The 17,730-nt window shown below is 44.4% G+C and carries 18 protein-coding genes and 1 other RNA gene; 6 read left to right on the forward strand and 13 right to left on the reverse strand.

What is annotated here, in order from left to right; all coding sequences use genetic code 11:
* Window positions 1–61: 61 nt before the first annotated feature.
* The 6 genes from NM125_RS06400 to NM125_RS06425 form a co-directional block, all read right to left on the reverse strand.
* The gene (locus NM125_RS06400) at window positions 62–844 is read right to left on the reverse strand and encodes a hypothetical protein (protein ID WP_255133938.1); all 783 of its coding nucleotides are present in this window, start codon (window positions 842–844) and stop codon (window positions 62–64) included.
* 99 nt (window positions 845–943) lie between these two features.
* A complete protein-coding gene (locus NM125_RS06405) occupies window positions 944–1,780 on the reverse strand; it encodes a purine-nucleoside phosphorylase (protein WP_255133940.1) in 837 nt (278 codons plus the stop codon).
* A gap of 58 nt (window positions 1,781–1,838) precedes the next feature.
* Complete coding sequence (locus tag NM125_RS06410; RefSeq protein WP_255133942.1) at window positions 1,839–2,495, reverse strand: DivIVA domain-containing protein; 657 nt, start codon at window positions 2,493–2,495, stop codon at window positions 1,839–1,841.
* Between the two features lie 45 nt (window positions 2,496–2,540).
* A complete protein-coding gene (locus NM125_RS06415) occupies window positions 2,541–2,897 on the reverse strand; it encodes a hypothetical protein (RefSeq protein WP_255133944.1) in 357 nt (118 codons plus the stop codon).
* Between the two features lie 14 nt (window positions 2,898–2,911).
* Window positions 2,912–3,223 (reverse strand): hypothetical protein, encoded by a 312-nt coding sequence (locus NM125_RS06420; protein WP_255133946.1) that lies wholly within the window; start codon window positions 3,221–3,223, stop codon window positions 2,912–2,914.
* Window positions 3,224–3,282: 59 nt separating this feature from the next.
* Window positions 3,283–3,987 (reverse strand): YggS family pyridoxal phosphate-dependent enzyme, encoded by a 705-nt coding sequence (locus NM125_RS06425; protein WP_255133947.1) that lies wholly within the window; start codon window positions 3,985–3,987, stop codon window positions 3,283–3,285.
* Between the two features lie 204 nt (window positions 3,988–4,191).
* Here NM125_RS06425 and NM125_RS06430 point away from each other — a divergent pair, with 204 nt between their 5' ends.
* From NM125_RS06430 to rnpB, 3 genes are all read left to right on the forward strand, one after another.
* The gene (locus tag NM125_RS06430; RefSeq protein WP_255133949.1) at window positions 4,192–5,253 is read left to right on the forward strand and encodes a Nif3-like dinuclear metal center hexameric protein; all 1,062 of its coding nucleotides are present in this window, start codon (window positions 4,192–4,194) and stop codon (window positions 5,251–5,253) included.
* 10 nt (window positions 5,254–5,263) lie between these two features.
* Complete coding sequence (locus NM125_RS06435) at window positions 5,264–5,998, forward strand: zinc ribbon domain-containing protein (RefSeq protein WP_255133951.1); 735 nt, start codon at window positions 5,264–5,266, stop codon at window positions 5,996–5,998.
* A 182-nt stretch (window positions 5,999–6,180) separates the two neighbouring features.
* Window positions 6,181–6,652, forward strand: an RNA gene (gene rnpB / locus NM125_RS06440) — RNase P RNA component class A.
* A gap of 42 nt (window positions 6,653–6,694) precedes the next feature.
* Here the strand turns inward: rnpB and NM125_RS06445 are convergent.
* The 5 genes from NM125_RS06445 to NM125_RS06465 all read right to left on the reverse strand — a co-directional run bounded on the left by NM125_RS06445 (window position 6,695) and on the right by NM125_RS06465 (window position 10,993).
* The gene (locus tag NM125_RS06445) at window positions 6,695–7,495 is read right to left on the reverse strand and encodes a phytanoyl-CoA dioxygenase family protein (protein ID WP_255133953.1); all 801 of its coding nucleotides are present in this window, start codon (window positions 7,493–7,495) and stop codon (window positions 6,695–6,697) included.
* A 56-nt stretch (window positions 7,496–7,551) separates the two neighbouring features.
* On the reverse strand, window positions 7,552–8,025 hold the full coding sequence (gene smpB, locus NM125_RS06450) for an SsrA-binding protein SmpB (protein WP_255133955.1): 474 nt from the start codon (window positions 8,023–8,025) through the stop codon (window positions 7,552–7,554).
* A gap of 67 nt (window positions 8,026–8,092) precedes the next feature.
* Window positions 8,093–8,518, reverse strand: coding sequence for a hypothetical protein (locus NM125_RS06455; RefSeq protein ID WP_255133958.1), 426 nt, complete (start codon window positions 8,516–8,518; stop codon window positions 8,093–8,095).
* A gap of 8 nt (window positions 8,519–8,526) precedes the next feature.
* On the reverse strand, window positions 8,527–9,747 hold the full coding sequence (locus NM125_RS06460; protein WP_255133960.1) for a site-2 protease family protein: 1,221 nt from the start codon (window positions 9,745–9,747) through the stop codon (window positions 8,527–8,529).
* A 10-nt stretch (window positions 9,748–9,757) separates the two neighbouring features.
* Complete coding sequence (locus NM125_RS06465) at window positions 9,758–10,993, reverse strand: arginine deiminase (protein ID WP_255133962.1); 1,236 nt, start codon at window positions 10,991–10,993, stop codon at window positions 9,758–9,760.
* Between the two features lie 119 nt (window positions 10,994–11,112).
* Here NM125_RS06465 and NM125_RS06470 point away from each other — a divergent pair, with 119 nt between their 5' ends.
* Window positions 11,113–11,967 (forward strand): transglutaminase-like domain-containing protein, encoded by an 855-nt coding sequence (locus tag NM125_RS06470; protein WP_255133964.1) that lies wholly within the window; start codon window positions 11,113–11,115, stop codon window positions 11,965–11,967.
* Window positions 11,968–11,970: 3 nt separating this feature from the next.
* The gene (locus NM125_RS06475; protein WP_255133966.1) at window positions 11,971–12,378 is read left to right on the forward strand and encodes a hypothetical protein; all 408 of its coding nucleotides are present in this window, start codon (window positions 11,971–11,973) and stop codon (window positions 12,376–12,378) included.
* Here NM125_RS06475 and NM125_RS06480 read toward each other — a convergent pair.
* On the reverse strand, window positions 12,375–13,847 hold the full coding sequence (locus tag NM125_RS06480; protein ID WP_255133968.1) for a sensor histidine kinase: 1,473 nt from the start codon (window positions 13,845–13,847) through the stop codon (window positions 12,375–12,377). The two genes, NM125_RS06475 and NM125_RS06480, sit on opposite strands and share 4 nt — an antisense overlap.
* 141 nt (window positions 13,848–13,988) lie before the next feature.
* Complete coding sequence (locus NM125_RS06485) at window positions 13,989–15,689, reverse strand: sodium:solute symporter family protein (protein WP_255133971.1); 1,701 nt, start codon at window positions 15,687–15,689, stop codon at window positions 13,989–13,991.
* 215 nt (window positions 15,690–15,904) lie between these two features.
* On the opposite strand from NM125_RS06485, the gene NM125_RS06490 reads away from it, so the two are divergent.
* Window positions 15,905–17,659 carry a sensor histidine kinase gene (locus NM125_RS06490; RefSeq protein WP_255133973.1) on the forward strand — a complete coding sequence of 585 codons (1,755 nt, stop codon included), beginning with the start codon at window positions 15,905–15,907 and terminating at the stop codon, window positions 17,657–17,659.
* Window positions 17,660–17,730 lie beyond the last annotated feature (71 nt).

The raw sequence follows: 17,730 nt of genomic DNA on the forward strand, positions 1-17,730 counted from the left end.
TACGTGTTAATGTGTTTACGTCTTCTGTTTCTCGTTTACACGTAAACACATTAACACTTTCTCACTCTAACCCGAGGCGAAATTGGTCGCGCAGCTCCTGAATATAGATTCCGATATCATTTCTCAGTTCAAACAATACGGAATGAAATTCCAAGTACTCTTTTTTCACGAAGAGTGATTTCTTTTTAAGAGACTGTAGCAGTTCAAGGGCGTGATTCGCACTGGCCAGCGCCTTTTTGGAGTATGCGATATTGGCCCCAATGTATTCCGGTTCAAACCCAAAAGAATGTCCGCCGGCAAGCTTGGCGCCAATCTTCAGGCTTTCATCCACAAATTCCTGGAAATCTTTAGACTGCTGTTTTACAGGAACTGTTTCTGCCCACTTAAGGATGTCAACAGCAAACTCTTTAGCTTCATAGAAAGCATCCAGGTCTTCGAGTGAGCCGTAATCGGTGTACATGTACTGGTCGCTCAGACTTTTCCATTCTTCACCTTCGTCAAATTCATCGAAATCTTCATCGGCTTGATCCATGAAGCCATCTTCGTTCAGACCAAACAAGAAGTCTTCGTCATCCCAGTCATCATCCTCATCGTCCCAATCATCTTCGTCTTCCGGGAAATAGGCTTCGTCCATAAGCAACTCTTCTTCAACATACGCTTCGAAAGCATCGTCTTCATTCTGGCTTTCCTGAAGCAAGGTCAGCCATCTTGGTATATTCCCTTTGGGGTCAGAGGCGATAAACTTGCGTAGCTGTTCGCTCTTTTTCTCTACTTCATTTAAGTGAGCTTCCCACTTGAATTCGTCCCACTGTTCGTCATCGAATCCATCAAAATGCTGGTGCATATAGGTAGGCTATTGGTTGCTGTTTATTATAAAAAAGGAATTGTCGGTAGTAATGCAATACTTTGTGGAAAAGTAACGCTTTTTGTGGATAAAAAGTTGTTATAACCGCTCCAAAACATTAATAATTACCTGGGTCATTTTAGGCTCCGCCATTGCTGCTGCAGCCAGTACATCTTCAATATCCACCGGCTCTAAGGCATCCGGGAAGCACTCGTCGGTAATTACAGAAATACCAAGTACATCCATTCCCATGTGAACCGCAGAAATCACTTCGGGCACGGTACTCATTCCCACTACATCTGCACCCAGCTGGCGCATATAGCGGTACTCAGCTTTGGTTTCCAGCATAGGTCCCGTCACGGCAAGGTACACTCCCTGGTGCATCTTGGTGGAGTTTTCGAGGGCTACATTCTCCGCCAGTTCCAGCAGACGTTCGGTATAAGGCTCGCTCATATCCGGAAAGCGTGGACCGAGTTCATCATCGTTGGGGCCGATAAGAGGATTATCCCCCAAGAAGTTGATATGATCCTTAATCAGCATGATATCACCACGACTGAAATTTGGATTCAGTCCCCCGCAGGCATTGCTTACAAAAAGCGACTGAGCTCCGATGGCTTTTGCTACCCGTACAGGGAAAGCAATCTGCTGCATGGTGTAACCTTCGTAATAGTGAAAGCGCCCCTGCATAGCTACCACATCTTTTCCGCCAAGGCGTCCAAAAATCAGCTTACCGGCATGGCTTTCAACGGTTGAAACCGGGAAGTGAGGGATGTCGGCATAACTGATTACATGCTCGGTATCTATTTCATCGGCAAGTTGACCGAGGCCGGTTCCCAGAATAAGCAAATACTCCGGCTGGAATTCTGTTTCTCCCTTAATAAACTGAACTGCTTCGTCTCTTTTCTTGCGAAATTCCTCAACCGTATCGTATTTCATAGAATGTAATTAGAAGGTGCTGTTGATTAAATACAGAAGTGCAAAAATACGACAACCACTAATCTATTTCATCAAGAATATCGTCAAGACGGTCGCTGCCGGGAGGGAATGCGTGATCCTCTTCGTCCTCATCTTCATCGCCTTTGCCGGCTGAATCTAAACCATCCGTTTCATTTTCCTCATCAAGCATAAACTTGGTAGGCCGCGTCGGGTTTTCCAGCGATTCTTCTAACCGCTCTTCTTTGGGAAGCTGAAACACTTCCATTTCATCTTTACTGAATTGCTCCACCGACTTCTTGGCGTTTTCAAGATAAGAAGTAATTCCATTGATGATTTCTTCCCGGCGATCCAGCAGCCTTAAAATGCTTTGGCGAATTTGCTGCCGGTTGTGGTTGGCTTCTTTGATGATGGCATCGGCTTCCATCTCGGCTTTTTCCAGGGTATTCTTAGCTTCTTGCTTAGCACCGGATACCTTTTGCTCCATTGACTCTTTGGCGGTCTGCAGCGTTTCGTGAAGAGCATCTTCCACCCGTTCGTAGTGTTTTACCCTTTCCGTCAGCTTGTCAATTTGCTGCTCAAGCTCTTTGTTCTTATTAATCAGGTGTTCAAATTCATTAGATACCAGCGTTAGAAAAGCCTGCACATCTGCCGTGTCGTACCCGCGAAGTCCCTTTTCAAAAGTTTGTTGTTTTATTTCAAGCGGAGTGAGTTTCATAACCAAATGTTTTTCGTGGACCTTAAAGCTTAATAAAAATACTATTTATTCATTTAACATGTTCCGCAGATTTCCGTCGTCGTCTTTTTCTTTTTTTGATGATGAACGCACTTCCTCTTCTTCTATTTCAATTTCCGGCATCGACTTTTCACTGTCGTCTACCAGGTATCGCTCCTCTTCAATATCCGAAACTATTTCTTCGAGGTTAGACAGCCGGCGCTCCGTATTCTTTTTAAACTCTCCCAATGCCTTAAAAAACTGAGGATTAATCTCACTTCTTCCACCACTGCCCTGATCAATTTTTGCTTTAATGAGCTTATAAATCCCCGTCAAAACCAAACTCACGAGTCCGGTTCCAAATATAATAGCAATAATAGATAACAATACTATTTCATTAGGCATAACAGCTCCTTCTATTAAGCTCTTGTCTTCCGTTTTGATCCGGTATTATCGGAATTTTGCCCCTCAACTTCATCATCAATTTCAATATCCCTTAACGAGTTTGCTGGTTCTCCGGACGACTTTCTTTCTTCTTCAGTGACAATCGCTTCCAGGTTTTCAATTCTGGATTTCAGGTTATGGACGATCTTCCTCATCTCGTTCAGCTCGCGGGAGCTGCCCATCCTCTTTTCTTCCATTTCCAGTTCTTTCTCTTTGTAAGCATACACCAGACCGCCAATTATAGCGATCATAGGAATCAATGCGTACCACGGTAATCCAAATAACATAATGCCCTCAATGTTTTGTTTAATAGTTCAAATATAGCTGAAAATTACTACGGAGCAAGCTAATCATAGTTGCGCTCGCCGAAGATGGCACTACCGATTCTGACCATGGTTGCCCCTTCCTGAATAGCCACCTCCATATCGTTGGTCATACCCATAGACAGGTGCTCCAGGTTCACACTTCCTTCGTTGTATTTCTGGTGGGAATCGAACAGTTCTTTCAGCAGCTTAAACTCTGAGCGAACGTCTTCCGGGTCATCCACAAAAGTTGCCATCCCCATCAGTCCCCGTACTATTACATGGTCGTAATTCTGGGCAGACTCTAAAATATTAGCCAGGTCTTCCGGTTCGCACCCGCCTTTTTGTTTCTCCCCGCTGATGTTTACCTGAATCAAGGCGTTTACTACCCGGTTGGCTTTGCCGGCTCTCTTCTCAATTTCTTTCAAGTACTTTGCCTTCTCAACAGAATGAATCCAGTTTACCCGGTCTGCGATATATTTGATTTTATTGGTCTGAATGTTTCCGATGAAATGCCAAACCACGTCCGTGAGCTCAATTTCAGCCATCTTGTCCTCGAGCTCTTTCATCCGGTTTTCCCCGAACTGCAGGTGCCCGGCGGTAACGGCTTCTAAAATATCCTCATTGGGCTTGGTTTTACTTACCGCAACAAGGGTAATCTCTTTCGGGTCTCTGCCGGCGTCTGTTGCAACCTTTTCAATTTTTTGTTGAATTGATTTAAGATTTCGGGCGATATCTTGGTCACTCATTGCAAAAAATGTTCTTTTTTAGCTCTTCAGTGTAATTAACCATAAGATAAGCTTTTATCATTCATCAATAAGCCTTATTTTTGGAAGCTCTAAGGTTATCGTAATTAATGGTTACTGATTTATTGAACGTATTCAAACTCATACTTTTCATACATCATCCGTCCAGAAGGTCGTCGGGTTTCAAAGTGCAAGGAGATAGATAGCATGTCAACCCGAATCCGGCAAATATCTACTTTCCTCAATCAGTGGGCTCCTCCCAAAGTAAAAATGGATTATGATAATGTCGGATTACTCGTAGGAGACCCGAATGCGCAGGTAACCTCTATTCTCACCTGCCTTGATGTAACCGACAGCGTGGTAGCTGAAGCCATTGAAACCGGATGCGAACTTATTGTAGCTCATCACCCGCTTATTTTTAGCAAGATTGGAAGTATTAATCCCACCGATGAGCAGGGTCGTATAATTTACAAGCTCATTAAAAACGACATTGGCTTGCTTGTCGCTCACACCAACTTAGATGCCGCGCTCGATGGCGTCTCTTTTGTGCTCGCCAATATGCTGGGGCTGGATAACCTTAAGTTTCTTGACAAGAATTATTCCATAAGCCGAAAGATCCGCCTTATCACCTCTCATAAAGACAGTGACGCTGTACTGAAGTTGCTGAATTATCACTCTGCGGAAGAGGCTCACCACTTTGATGTAAACAGCCGTGAAGACGGGCTGAAGTGTTTTGAAGCAATCATTGACCAACATAACGTGTCTGTCCTGAAAAAAGCCCTCAACAAAGAGGGGATGCTTAAAGAGGGAAGTTTTCAGGTGATAGATCTTGCTTCAACCTCTCAGAATTTTGGGATGGGAGTTTTAGGAGAATATCCCGAAGAAGGAATTGGTAAAAATGAATTTTTGCACCTGGTATCGAAAGCATTGAATGTAAAGGCCATACGATATTCCGGAGATGTAGACCGAATTAAAAGCGTGGCCGTATGTGGCGGGGCCGGCGTGTTTTTGAAGAACAAAGCCATTGCAGCCGGAGCCCAGGCTCTGGTAACCGCCGATATTAAGTACCATGATTATTTCACTGAAGCCGATGACTTCCTTCTACTGGACGTCGGCCACTATGAAAGTGAATTCCCTGTTGCCGAAGCCCTGAAAAACGAGCTATCCGAAGCCTTTGAAGAACTTACTGTTTCTGTAACGCGAACCGTAACGAACCCGATGCAGGTATATGTATCGGAGCCTGAACCGAAAACTATTCAACCAAGCTGAAACTCACTCCATGAACGAAGTATTACAAAAATTAGCCAACCTCCAATACATAGACAGTCGCATTGACGAGCTGAAACAGCTTCGGGGAGATCTTCCGGAAGAAGTGCTGGATCTGGAGACAGACATCGCCCGAAAGCAAGCAAAGCTCAATAACCTCGAAGAGGAAGATCAAAACCTCACGGTCGAGTACGATAATCTTAAGCTTGATCTGCAAAGTTCTGAAGAAAAAATTCAGAAGTACGAAGATCAGCAGTTGAGCGTACGCAATAATCGCGAATACGATGCTCTGACCAAAGAGATCGAAGCTCAAAAGCAAGTGATTGAAAATGCGGAGTCCCGACTTAAAGAAATCGAGAAGCGTAAAGAGGAAATTGGCCCTGAAATTGACAAAGCCAAGGAAGAACTCGACGCTGCTCAAAAGCTTTACGACGAAAAAAGCGAAAGCCTTGATGATGTAGTCAAATCTACTGAAGAGGAAGAGAAGCAACTTCTTAAAAAGCGTGAAGAGGTAGAAAAGGAAATTGACGATCGTTACATGCGCAGCTACAATCGCTTACGCGACGGGCTGAACAACGGAATGGCTGTTGTTGCCATGGACCGTGGTGCCGCTCTTGGAATGGCGCTGCCTCCACAAACCCAGGTTGAAGTCCGCAGAAAAAATAAAATCATCATCGATGAAAACAGCGGGCGTATAGTGGTAGATCAGTCTTTCTTTGACAACGCTAAAGAAGAACTCTCTATCTGATAAGAATAGTTTTCGGATCAGCACATTGTTTAAAAAAGGGAAGTCGAGCACTTCCCTTTTTTGTTTCTGCTTGCCTGAACAATCTAACCGATTATCGTAGGGGCAATTCATGAATTGTCCCTACGATAATGGCTGAACAACCTTGGTTAGTTCATACAAAAAAAAAGCCTATCTTTAGTTCACAGGAAAGCCGGGTAATCGCTTGGTACAATTATGTGCCGGGAGGAAAGTCCGGACACCAACAAGTACCGCGCTCCCCGATTCGGTTCAGCCGGCGAAGGGGAGGCTTCTCGTCAGGAATGGCGGGATGACAGACAGTGCAACAGAAAACAGACCGCTTCAGCGCGGAGCGCTGAGAAATTCCAAGCCGCAAACTCCAATGAACAACTATAAACTTTAATTGAGCATTGGAATTTGATTTTTGGTGCTTGGAGTTTTCAACGCTCCGCGTTGGAGTAAGGGTGAAAAGGTGAGGTAAGAGCTCACCGCCCCAAAGGCAACAATGGGGGCACGGCAAACCTCGCGGGATGCAAGTTCATGCAGATGGTATACGCCACTTGTCGTGACGCCATCGGGTGGAATGCGCCAGATAAATGATTACCACCCGCACACATTGTGTGGGAACAGAATCCGGCTTACAGGCTTTCCTGTTGAATTTACATGAAAACCCCGCTCTTATCTGAGAGTGGGGTTTTGTTATTTCTGACCAGTTTTAACCGGGGCGTGAGGATTGCCAACCAGATAGCGCTTATCGTTTATATTTACCCGCTTTTTTTCATAATATTCTTCCCGTTTATCCCCTTCTGAAAGCGGGTTATATACTCCATACAAAATTCTCCTGCTTTTATCGGAGTTATTTCGTTGTGACCGGTGGGGCAGGCGCTCTGTGAAAAAGATCACATCTCCGGGCTCCGTTTTCAACTTCTTCCATTCGAGTTCATCCTCTATAGATTGCGAGATTTTTGAAAAGTTAGGATGCTCCGGATATGGCTGTTCCATTGGCAAAATTTCCAGCTTCTCAAGAGGCCAGTTGGGTACAACTTCCAGACACCCGTTTGATTCAGTAGCCGGGTCGATGCTTATCAAGAATGAAATATACGGGCTCGAATCAGCATCAAATTTCATTTCCATTCCCTTTTCATAGGCAACCCCATCCTGGTGTGCAGAATGTGCTCCTCCATTCGGGTATTTATAATTTATACGTTCTTTATAAAGAACGGCTTTTTCGCCCATTAACTCGGTTACTAAACTGATCATTCTTTGGCCCGTCAGTATCTTATTCAACTCATCATGATATGGAGCAAAGTTTTCCACCCGTGATAGTTTAGTTGGATCATCCATCTCATAAAACCGCAGCCACTTTGAATAGTCATCACCCCATGATGCTACTTCATCTACCATTTTTGAGATAGAGTCGATTTCATTTTTGAAGAGCCCCTTTTTGATTAGGTAGGAATTATTTTGATAGAACTGAACTTCATTTTGTGACAGCAACATGCCCGCCCCCCATTGATTCGTTGAATTGGTTAATTTTGTGCGCTGATAGAAATTAATCACATATTAATCTTATAATTCCCCTTCACATTGCGCTCTATCTGTCGCTTCACGTCTTTTTCTTTGATGGAGTCTCTCTTGTCGTATTGCTTCTTACCTTTGGCTACACCGATCAGCACTTTGGCATTTCCTTTTTTGAAGTAGAGCTTTAGCGGCACAATGGTATAGCCCTTTTGTTCGGTTGCTTTTTCGAGCTCTCGTATTTCCCGCTTGTTGAGCAGTAATTTTCGAGGACGGGTTTCATTGTGATTGTAATAGGAGCCGTGCTCGTAGGGCTTAATGTACATATCCCGCAAATACACTTCACCATTCTGGATAAACGCAAAGGTATCAGCGAAACTGGCCTTGCCCTGGCGCAGCGATTTCACCTCGGTTCCCTTCAGAACCAACCCTGCTTCATAGGTCTCCTCGATATGGTAATCGTGGCTGGCCTTTCGATTCTTAATGGTAGGTGTTGTTTTCTTATCGCTCATTGGACCACAGACTTAGTGTGATAACGCTAATTTAGCTGCTTTCTGACACGCCGGGAGTGCCTAAAAGTTAAATTTCGAAGCCTAATTCTTTTAGCTTTTCCATGATTTCCGGCTCCGGACTGCGGTCAGGAAATGTTCGGTAGATGCCCAAAATTTGTTCGGTTTCAGCAATGGCTTTCTCATTTTCCGGGTTGATTTCCAATACGGCAATAAATTCACGCAGTGCATTATTCGCATTTTCCCGCATCTGCGAAGGGTCCGAATTATAGATCAGGTAAATACCGTGTTGCAGGTGCACATTTTCTTTCAGGGCCACTACTTCCGGGGAAGTCGGGCGGCCATCCAGAATAGCCATAGCATCCTCGAACTTGGCTTCTTCCACCAAACTGTTAACCTGCTGCTCAAGCGTTTGTTCTTGTTCAGCTTTTTGTTCGGATTGATTGCAGGCCGTTAGAAGCCCTGCTGTAAGGATGATAAAAAGTAAAGTTCTCATTGATTTCATCAGTTCATATAAATTGGGTTCGGACTAATACAGAGCAGAAAGATAAGCATACTCAGCCAGCCTATCACGCGCCGGGCCGGGGATAATTTTTCTTCAATATCGACCGGCGGATGTTCCACGCCAACCACAAATGCCATAAAAAAGCTCCATACAACCCATATATACGACGCCTGACCGGCCTCCACACCGCCCACAGCATAATCATAGACAACCGATCCTATAATTGAGGCGGCCATCATCGCAAAAATCCAATAACGATCTGAGCGGAAGGCGCGATTCATGAGCACGAATAAGATGAATCCCCACACTACATATTCCGCTAAAGGCATGGTGGTATAGCCAGCAATAAACTCCCGGAGCAGAGGAATGGCTTCCGCTCCACCAATAGCAGTGATCATGGTAAAAAACAGCCTTGCCACCACCCTGTGCTTTTTGTATCCAATAAGAGAATACAAAATGTGTCCACCATCCAGCTGACCCACCGGCATCAGGTTCAGTGCGGTAAAAAACAGGCCGAGCCATCCCGCAAATAAAAAGGGATAATGATACATCTCCCACATGGGCGGAACGTTATCAAACATAGATGCCAACGCAGAATATAACAGCGTATTCCCAACGGTTAATACACCCTGACCTTCCACTTCATCTGTAATAAACTCCGGATAGGTTCCATTTTGAGCAACATATTCTTTCAGCTCCTCGTGCCCGGAAAAGTTTTGCACATACTCGGCCGGTTCGGGTAAAGTGGCAAAACCAATCATTAGTACAACCAATGCCACGATGAAACCGGCTATAGGACCTGATGCCCCTACATCAAACAGCTTGTGCATTTTTCGGATTCGTTCTTTAATCCTGATCACCGCCCCTACTGTACCTATCCCGATGGGAAGTGGAATATAATAGGGCAGCGTCACTTTTATGTTGTGGCGAACCGCGGCAAAGTAGTGCCCGAATTCATGAACCGTAAGGAAGGATAGAAACAACCCGGCAAATAAGAGGCCTCTGAGTATGTCGGTTGTGTTGGGTATGGCAAATGGGAAAAGAACCGGTTCAAAGCCTACAAAATTGGCGCCGGTCATAGTCACAAAGAAAAATGTGAGTAAGAACAGCCCCAGATGTTTTAGAATCGTCTTGGTGTCGGGTTTGTTCTTGGGCTCCTCTTTTCTGGAAAGGACTTCAAAATCGCTCGTAACTTCCTCTTGATATGGATTTGAACTCAATCGTCTCTTGTTATTGGGTTAATGACTTTCTTGAAATCGGAAGTGTCATACATCGTGCTCCGCCTCGCCCTCGGCACAACTCATGACCCTGGAAACTGATGGCTATCTTCTGTCCTTCTTTAGGGGTGAACCCTTCTTTGCCGTATTCTTCAATAAACTCAAACTGGTTCATCAGGTCATAGCCATGATCAACCAAGGTGTTAAAGGTATTGGTATTACGCTCGTAACCTACAATTACACCGGGCGCCAGGGCAAAAACGTTGGCGCCATCAGTCCATTGTTCACGGAATTGATTAGTACGGTCTTCGCCACCACACTTGATGAAATTAAAGTCTCTTCCGGTTTCTTCTTCAAGTGCTGATTGTAACGAGCTTTTCATTTCTGTCTTGATGGAATCCCCATCCTTAAACAGGGCAACAACATTGTTTTTCTGCTCTAAAATAGCCGGGGGAAATACGATGCACTCGCTTTCATCAGCAAACGTAAAAATAGTATCAAGGTGCATGGACGAACGCTGTTTGGGGATATCTACCGCCAACACTGTTTCCACTCCGCTGTTCAGCAGACCTTCTGTGCCCTTCATCAATCCGCTGAAGGATGTTCGTTCGCTCATCCCGATGAGCACAAGCTTGTCTGAAACCACCAATACATCACCGCCTTCTATGGACTGATGCCCGGATATTTTAATGGCATCTTCCCTTACGCTTTCAAACAAAGGATGAAACTCCACCAAGGTTTCCATAAGCAGCGACTCTCGCATGCGGGCTTTTTTCGCAGCTCTTGAAATAAGAATATTGTCTCCTACGACTGCTGCCAGGTCCCGCGTAAAAAGCAGGTTGGGAGAGGGATTCAGGGAAAACCCTTTCGAGCGCTCCAGGTATCCCTGGGTCACAAACACCAGCAGTTCTTTAGGATCAAGTTTCCGAAGTTCCTTTTCCACCACATGCAGGTTTTCTTCCGGAAACTCCTTAATCAGCTGTTCAATAAAAAACAGGCGGGCGTCTTCATTCTTAAATACCTCTGTCAAAAGATCCAGAATCTCGATCACATTTCCAGCTGCCGGCATGGCCGTTTTAAAAACCTCCAGCATATCCAAATGCTCTATCCTTGCATCTTCCTCAAAGATGATGTCGTCGAACAACAGTTCATCTTTAAGCTCGGGATTTACCAGGGAAACCTCATGGCCGGGCGTGTGAACGATTACTCCCTGCAGGTGACCTATTTCTGAAGAAACATTTATATCCATAAAATGGTTGAGTGGTTGATTGTCGGAGCCGTGAAATATAACGGTTACAAACGGCATTTATAAGAAGTAATTGGCTGAGTGAATCAATATCTTGACCGCCAAGCAAATGAAATGAGAGTATGACTTCAAAGACAGAAATAGAATCGTTGCTTTTTTTAATGGATGATCCTGATCCGTTTGTTCAACAAAGTGTGGAGACCCGGCTGCAGGAACTTGGAGAGAAAGCGGTGCCCCTGCTGGATGAGTATCGTTCAGAAATTAGCGGGGAAGACGCCAAAAGCAGGGTGAATGATGTGATTCACAAACTTACTTTTGACACGCTTGAGTCTGACTTTATAGAAATTCTCGAAAATGGCATTAAGACCCGAAAATCCCTTGAGACCGCCATTTTTACGCTCGCACGTTTTGGAAACCCGACGCTTCGCATTTCAGAATACCAAAAGAAGCTGGATCACTTTGCCCAGATGATTGAGCCGCAGATCAAGTACAAGCTTGATGAAAAGCGCAAGATGAAGCGTATGCTTAAATTCATCTTTGAGGACCTGAACTTTCGTGGAGATACAGAATTCTATCACGCCCCCGGGAATTGCTTTTTAAACCAGGTAATTGATCGGCGAAAAGGACTGCCTATTTCACTAAGCCTGATTGTCATGTTTATCGCCCGCCGGCTGGAGATGCCTTTTTTCGGGATCAACATGCCCATTCATTTTATGCTGAATTACGTGGGAGATAAAGAAGAGCTTTTGATTGACCCCTATGATGACGGCGCCATCGTTACGTACGATCAGTGCTATTTCTTTTTGAAGAAGAATAACATTGACCCCCGCCCGGAACATTTTCAGATAGCCACAAACCTGGATATTGTGTTGAGATGTATTCGAAATCTCATCCACAGTTATGAACGGCAGGAAGAGCCCGAGAGAGTTGAAGACCTTCGCAAGCTGCTGAACGTAACAGAAATGTATCAGGACTGACCAATGGCCGGTTATTCAGGAACCCCTCTCCTGAAAAAACTGGGCGTCAAGCCCGGTTATGCAATCCTGCTTGTTAACCCTCCTGACTATTTTCAGAAGTTATTAGGCCCACTTCCCGAGGCTTCACGCTTTGTTGATATTAACCACTCAAAGCCACTGCCTTTCATTCACCTTTTTTGCCGGAATGAAAAAGAGCTCCACAACTTGCTTCCTCCATTAAAAGATAAGTTGGCTAAAGACGGAAGCCTTTGGGTTTCCTGGATCAAAAAATCGTCAAAGCTTACCACGGATATCACCGGGAATGAAGTTCGCTCGCTGGGCCTTCAAATCGGGTTGGTTGATGTAAAGGTGTGTGCTGTTGATGACGACTGGTCGGGCCTGAAGTTTATGTACCGAAAAGAGGATCGTTAATCAGCCGTTTTACCGGAAGGAAACTTAAAGATGTATTCAGCTCCCCCCACTTCTCTGTTATTCACCTGAACCCCAGCCTTTAAGCGGGAGGCAAAAGAATTAATGAGAATTGCCCCAAGACTCTCATCATCCGACTGATCAAACCCGGATGGCAAGCCGGGGCCATTATCGGAAACGATCAGCACGATATCATCACCAATTTGCTTTAGTCGTATGCGAAGCTCACCGCGCTTGTTTTTATTGAACGCGTGTTTGTAAGCGTTAACCACTAATTCGTTAATCAGAAGCCCACAGGGAATTACCCTTTCGGTTTCAAGTAATACTTCTTCCATTTCAAATTTGAGCTCAACGGCTTCTTTGTAATCCGTAAATGTTTTGTGGATGGCCTCTACCAAATCTTTTATATACGTATTGAGCTTGATCTCTGAAAGAGACTCCGTTTTGTACAACTTCTCATGCACCAACGCCACCGACTGAATGCGTGCTTGGGTGTCTTGCAGTACTCTCTTTGCTTCCCGGCTTTCCGTATTTCCTTCCTGAAGATGAATGAGGCCCGACACTATAGCGAGGCTGTTTTTTACCCGGTGATGAATTTCCCTTAGCAAAACCTCCTTTTGCTCTAAGTTAGCCTGTATCGTCTTTGTCTTGGCGTTCACGCTTCGCTTAAGGCTTATGACCCAACCCACTACTACAATAATTAACATTGCAGAGGCGGCTGCAATCAAATACAGATAAAACTGCGGAATGCCCCGAAAAGTCAGGTCTTCCGGTGTTCTGAGAAATAATTTGAAGGTTCGTTCTTTGGGAAACTCCGGGTTGTACTCTGTTATAATCCCTTTTACGGAAATTCTATCGCCCACTCCCAACACATCAAAGTCAAACTGATCATACAAACTGTGGAAATTCGACACGTACACCATCATGCTTTTGGATGAGCCTTCGGTAGATATGCGCACATACTTGCCATTAAACGTGCTGCCTTTTTCAATAATTTTTCCCTCCCCTTCTGCCAACATCCCCAGATAATCCTGTGGGGACTCTATGACTTCTGATAACGAGCGTACTTTAATCGGAGATGAAGTCTTAAAAACCCGGTATGAATCAATATGAACTTCCGCCAGCCCATTGTACCGTTCTATTTTCCCTGTGGCTACGATGCTATCGCCTATTCCGAATGGAGTTTCTATTTCCATCGCAAATACGGACATGCCGGCAGAATCATTCTGCACAAATGCCTGAAGATAGTGTTCATGAAGTAAGCCGGTTTCAATATTAGCGATGCCGGTTATGCTTACTTCCTCCCCAAAATAATCCAGCGTGTTATCGCTATTTGTGTCAGAGCGGATTTCAGAAAAAGTCCAAAAATAATCGGCGTCAGACTGTGCCTTTACTTCGAAACTGAAAAAACCTGCCGATACAACAAAACCTAAGAGAAACCACCCAAGGCGAGTACCAAAATTTTCAATCATTATTCACACTAAAAGTTAACCTAAAGCCGCAAGGGTCGTTTCTGACCCTCAGATGATTGCCAAAATAATATTTTCATCTTTATATCTATAATCATTTTTCACATTATCGGTTTATAAACAAATTTTTGATTCTGCCGGCTGTTAAATCTTCCTCACCACCGCCCAAACAAAGATACAGCCACCCAGCAAAAACCCGATTCCCGTTCCTGTATTGAAAAAGAAAATTTGCCCCAGTCCATATAGGAAAAAGAAAATAGCTCCCAGCGACATCCCAATATTCACAAGCTGAGGTAGCAAGCGGTCGGTCGTGTAGTTTCCATCCCTATACCCTGACCAGCTGCCCATCGGCGTTACTTTAGCATAGAATTTTTTGAGCGTCTCTTCCGATTCCGGCTTGGTCACAAAGGTTGCTGCCAACCAGATTATTGTTGAAAAAGTGGTTGTAAATATCATGCTCCCGGAAAAGTCATAGCCCATTTGATTCGAAAATACAGCCCCGGCAAAAGCTGCAATCATTGCTGAAATTTCACTCCAGGCATTAATTCTCCACCAGAACCATCTAAGTAAAAGTACGCCTCCAATTCCGGCACTTAGCGACAGGATAAACTCCCAGCCGCCGGAAACGGAATCAAAGAAGTAGGAAACACCAACCCCCAGGGCAGCCATCAGTAATGTGGCGACCCGAGAGATGAACACATAGTGCTTTTGGGCTTTCTCTTTGTTCTCAAATTCTTCTTCGTTTTTTATGAACCGCTTGTAGAAATCATTTACCACGTAGGAGGTTCCCCAGTTCAACTGAGTGGAAATAGTGGATACAAATGCGGAGAGAAAAGCCACCATCAATAAGCCCATCCAGCCCACAGGCAACACTTCCAGCATCATAAGCGGGTAACCGGTTTCCGGATCTTCGAGACCCGGGAATACAACCAGAGCAACCAAGCCAACTAATATCCATGGCCAAGGACGAACGGCATACATCAGGATATTGAACAACAAGGTTCCGCCGACCGCATTTTTCTCATCTTTAGCTGAAAACATTCGCTGGGCAATATACCCTCCGCCACCCGGCTCAGCCCCCGGATACCAGGCCGCCCACCAGTTCATCCCCAACCAAATAAACGCTGTAGTCAGTGCTATTTCAGGATTGGTGAACGGGTTGAAACTCAAAATATCATAATTAGCCACCTCACCAAGCTGCGACTTAAGCTCGGATAACCCGCCCACATGATCTACGGAAAAGTAGGCCAGCGCTATTGTCCCTGCCATTGCGAGGATAAACTGAACAAAATCTGTTACCATCACTCCCCACAAACCGGATATTGCTATGTATATGCCAATCAGCCCATACAGCACCAGGATAGCCACCCATTGATCGGCACCGGTAACTACCGTTAGAATTTTTGCCATGCCAACCGTAACCCACCCCATAATGATGCAGTTGAATGGAAAGGCGAAATACAGTGCCCGAAATCCCCTAAGAAAACTGGCCGGCTTCCCGCCATAGCGTAGTTCAATAAACTCCACATCGGTTATTACGTCCGCCCGTTTCCAGAGTTTGGCGTAGATGAATACAGTCACAATACCTGAAATCATCCAGTTCCACCAAAACCAATTTCCCGCAATCCCCTGTTTTGCAACAATTCCGGTAATGGCAAGGGGAGTATCTGCTGCAAATGTAGTAGCCACCATCGAAACCCCTACCAGCCACCAAGGCAGGTTTTTTCCACCGGCGAAGAAATCGTCAAGTGACTCTTGCCCTCTAACCTTGGCTGCCCACGCAACGGCTATCATTAATAGTATATATCCGGCAACAACGAGATAATCAGCTGTCTCAAAGGGCATATTTCGATCTAATTTTGTTTTCTTGATTCCATGAATATCAATGGGAAGAGTATAGCTAAAAATATTTTGTCTATTTCAACCTGAAGAATAATAACAACACTGGTTTTGTTAATTATTATTTATTTAGTTGGACTTATTGCTTGCGTTCTGTTATTCTCCGAAAAGTTAAGGCAATGAATGGTTTACGGACCTTAGGGTTTCAGCTCAGTATATAAATGGATACTAACAGAAGTTTTGCAAAAAGCTCTTTCAGGCGGCTCCATATAGACAGAAAGATGATGGGCATCCTCGTCGTTTTTACGGTCTTGGGGATTTTTCTGACCATATCGGTTATTGTAGCCACCAACACACTGTCGGGGCTCAGGGGTTACTCAACCTTTCAGGTAAACTGGACGGAAGCGCGTAAAGATGCCGCTTTTCACCTTCTCAACTACATCAACACGAGGGACGATGTTTACCTGGACGGGTTTAAAGATGCAATGCAGCTCATCGATAATGCTTCAAGTATTCGGGAGGAGCTTAAAGCTGAGGATACCGATTATGCCTATTTACAGGAACTGTATATCCAGACCCATACCATGCCCAATGACGTTGATAACATGATCCGCACTTACCAATGGTTTCATTCTTTTGGGGATTTTCAAATTGCTATTCAGGAGTGGATAGATTCTGATGGCACCATGAGGGAAATGGAGGGGCTGGCTAATGAGGCGCAGATGCTTGTCAACACTAATTCTTTGACTTTTGAACGGCAACAAGAGCTCACGAACCAGGTTTTAGCTTTAGATCAAAGACTAAGAGGATCTAAATTCAGGCTGGCCGCGGCTCTTTCTTCGGGAACAGAGCTTTTAAATTTCATCATGTTGTGGATTGCTGTTTCTCTTGGGTTAATCTTGTTAACCACCGGTGGCATGCTTTCTTTTCGATTTCTGAAGAGCATTAAAAACTGGGAAAGAGAGATCGAGATTAATGAGCAGAAGTATAGGTCACTGTATGAGCAAAATCCCAATGCCGTTTTCTCATTATCCAGAGATGGCCTTCTAATTTCTGCCAACCGAGTATTCGAAAAGGCTGTAGGCATGCAAGCTGAAGTATTGAAAGGTTCAACTATTGACCGGTTTGTAGAAAAATCAGATATCAAAAAACTGCAGTTCCATTTTCACCGAACGCTGGAAGGAACCCCACAGCATTATGAGACAGCTGTTGTTTTAAAAAAATCAGCTCCTATGCATGTAGAGGTTACAAATTTGCCTATGGTTGTTGACGGAGAAATTATTGGCGTTTACGGTATTGCCCGCGACATTACTTATAGAAAGGAAGCAGAACTGAAAATAAAAGAGCAGCTGCAAGAGAAAACTCACCTTATAGCAGAAGTCCATGACCGGGTGAAGAATAACCTGGCTTTAGTTTCCAGCCTGATACAATTACAACAAAATCTATCAAAACAACCAAGTTCCGGAAACTTCTTTGATAATACGATTTCCCGAATCCACTCTATGGCGATGGTGCATGAGCGACTATATCAGAACGAAACTTTTTCAAGCATCAGAATGGATGAATATGTAAATGAGCTGTTAGAAACCATTCGGCGAAAATACTCCTCTCCTTCGGCCAATGTTCAGTTAATAACGCATACCAACCCTGTTACATTAAGCATCAAACAGTCTATACCAACCGGACTTCTACTTAATGAGCTTTTAGTGAACGCTTTTAAACATGGCATCACTGAAGATAATGGGAAGATTGAAGTCTATCTTTCGCAGGAAAAGGATGAGGTTGTCATCAAAGTTTCTGATACAGGCCCGGGACTTTGTAAAGACTTTGACCTTAAACAGGCCCAAACCTTGGGGATGACTTTAATTTCGGTGTTACTCCGACAGCTGGATGCCGATTACCAATTATCTAATGAAGAGGGAACCACATTTACTATTCGGTTTAAAGGTATAGACGTGCTTTCCAGAACGGGCTGATAAGACTGGTAAATTCTTTTTCTAAAACCGGTGTTCAAAGGAGGAGTATAACAGAAAAATTTAGTTACTTC

This window comes from Gracilimonas sediminicola, assembly GCF_024320785.1.
GTDB classification, from domain to species: Bacteria; Bacteroidota; Rhodothermia; order Balneolales; family Balneolaceae; genus Gracilimonas; species Gracilimonas sediminicola.